The organism is Shewanella sp. 11B5 (assembly GCF_002836795.1).
In the GTDB taxonomy this organism is placed as follows: Bacteria; Pseudomonadota; Gammaproteobacteria; order Enterobacterales; family Shewanellaceae; genus Shewanella; species Shewanella frigidimarina.
Genome location: NZ_PJAP01000808.1, coordinates 1 through 1,700 on the forward strand (window position 1 = coordinate 1; position 1,700 = coordinate 1,700).

Genomic DNA, 1,700 nt, shown 5'->3' on the forward strand with positions numbered 1-1,700 from the left:
CTCGCATCGCTAAACCATATTTGGAATATTTAAAGAATAAGAAGAACGCGACCATGATAATTAACGCTATCACTGTGCTCATTAAGTAAGCTGATTCGATATTCAAACCAAAAATTTGGATATTTTCAGTTTCAAATACTTTTGGAAAACTCTGTGCAGACACACCGAATATCCACTTCATTAACGCTTGGAAAAATATTGATAACCCAATGGTGACCATAATCACTGAAATAATGGGTTCGCCAATCATCGGCCTTAGTACAATCATTTGGATTAAAATACCAAATATTGCCATAAATACCATTGTTGCTAAAAAGCCGACGATAAATGGTAATTCCAAGTAAATCAGCATTGCCCAACAAACCCATGCACCAACCAATAGAAACTCACCTTGGGCAAAGTTAACCACTTGAGTGGATTTATAAACCAGTACAAAACACATACCGACTACGCCATACAGCAAGCCAACAATTAAACCATTGATAACCAGTTGGATTAATAATTCATAATTCATGATGCTCTCCGTTCTGATGTGAGTTCATTTGTTGATGTATCGGGATTAGGTAAAAGCGAAGCCACTGTAAGCGCTGTTTGAATACGCGTTTTAGTACCATCCTGAAAGACAATAACGGTATCAATATCAACCTTTTCTTTGCCTTCATAGATAGATGAAATAATATCGCCGTATTTATCGGCAATAACCCCACGCCTCACTTTACGTGTACGTGTTAATTCACCATCATCGGCATCAAGCTCTTTATAAAGTAGTAAAAACTTATGGATTTTTTGTGCTTCAGGCAGTGATTCATTAACACGTGCAATCTCTTCACTCATTTTTTCATACACCTGGGGGAGCGTAGATAAATTGGTGTAGTTAGTGAATGCATAACCTTGTTGTTCCGCCCATTTGGCGACAATGCTAAAGCGAATACAGATAAGAGCAGAAAGATACAGACGATCTTTTCCTAAGATGACGGCTTCACCGATAAATGATGAAAACTTCAATTTATTTTCAATATATTGTGGTGAGTACTGGACGCCATTGCTGGTGCAAGCAAGATCTTTAATACGATCAATGACCACTAGGTGGCCAGACGGTTTAAAGTAGCCTGCATCACCCGTTTGCATCCAACCATCAATAACATCTTCGTCATACGCTTTTTGGTTATTTAAGTAGCCTGTAAACATTCCAACTGTTTTAGCAATAATTTCACCAACGCCTTCTTCATCAGTGTTAATGACTTTTACTTGGGCATTATCAAAAGCAACCCCTACACTGTCGTAATCAACATCACCTTCATGATGAATTGTGTAGGCACCACACATTTCAGTTTGTCCATAAAGTTGACGTAACGGCACTCCGATAGTTTGGAAAAACCTAAAAGTATCAGGTCCCATAGCAGCCCCGCCCGTAGCAGCGGATTTTAAAAATGAAAAACCCAACCTATCGCGTAGAGCTTTCATCAATAAGACATCAGCAAGCCAAGACTTTTTACCCTGTGCTTGGCTCTCTTTAGCCAACTTCATAGCATAGTTAAACAGTTTTCTTTTAAGCGGGGTTGAATCCATCATACGCGCTTGAACATCTGCCAATATGCCTTCCCAAACGCGAGGCGCAAGCAAAACAAAACTCGGACCAATTTCACGTAAGTCAGACATTAAGGTTTCTTGCTCTTCAACAAAGTTGACAATTTGGCGGG

General features: G+C 39.3%; 2 protein-coding genes. Both read right to left on the reverse strand.

From position 1 onward, the window contains the following. The coding region (locus tag CXF78_RS16635; protein WP_145991516.1) for a branched-chain amino acid ABC transporter permease at positions 1–514 on the reverse strand (514 nt) is incomplete at its 3' end. Further along, positions 511–1,700, reverse strand: a 1,190-nt coding sequence (locus tag CXF78_RS16640) for an AMP-binding protein (RefSeq protein WP_145991517.1), incomplete at its 5' end; no start/stop codon positions are given. The genes CXF78_RS16635 and CXF78_RS16640, both read right to left, overlap by 4 nt.